The sequence below is a fragment of the Mitsuaria sp. TWR114 genome (assembly GCF_007997345.1).
The window spans coordinates 1-792 of record NZ_VOSR01000981.1 but is presented as its reverse complement, the minus strand read 5'-3'; the positions used below and the strand labels follow the sequence as shown (position 1 = coordinate 792).

Sequence of the window (792 nt, the reverse complement as noted above, 5' to 3'; positions counted from 1 at the left end):
AGGCCGCCGCGCGCGCGTCGAGCGCGACTTCAGCATGCGCGCCATGGTGGCCCGCTACCAGGGGCTGTATGACACGCTGCGCGGCCACCGTGCCGGCGACGACAAGAACAACTGAGGGATAGGCAGGGGAACGAGCATGTGCGGAATCAGCGGACTCTTCGACACCCGGGGGCGGCGCGACTTCGATGGCGCGCTGATGCATCGCATCAACGACTCGCTGCACCACCGCGGCCCGGACGAGGGCTCCATCCACCTGCAACCGGGACTGGCCTTCGGCCACCGCCGGCTGTCGATCATCGACATCGCCACCGGCCAGCAGCCGCTGTTCAACGCGGACCATTCGGTGGGCATCGTCTTCAACGGCGAGATCTACAACTACCAGCAGCTCACCGAGGAGCTGACCGCGCTGGGCTACGTCTTCCAGACCAAGAGCGACACCGAGGCCATCGTCCACGCCTGGTCGGCCTGGGGCGAGGACTGCGTGCACAAGCTGCGCGGCATGTTCGCCTTCGTGCTGTGGGACCAGGCGCGCGACCAGCTCTTCATGGCACGCGACCGGCTCGGCGTGAAGCCGATGTTCTACGCGCTGCTGGACGACGGCACGCTGGTCTTCGGCTCCGAGTTGAAAGCGCTGCTCGCGCACCCGGCGATGAAGCGCGACATCGTGCCGCAGGCGGTCGAGGAGTACTTCGCGCTGGGCTACGTCGCCGAGCCGCGCACCATCTTCCGCCAGGCGCTGAAGCTGCCGCCCGCGCACACGCTGGTCATCAAGCGCGGCGACCAGCGCCTGGG

At 68.1% G+C, this 792-nt stretch carries 1 pseudogene; it reads left to right on the top strand.

Annotated elements, in window-relative coordinates:
• Positions 1-136: 136 nt before the first annotated feature.
• A pseudogene (locus tag FUT87_RS26540) lies at positions 137-792 on the top strand (asparagine synthetase B); the annotation flags it as partial.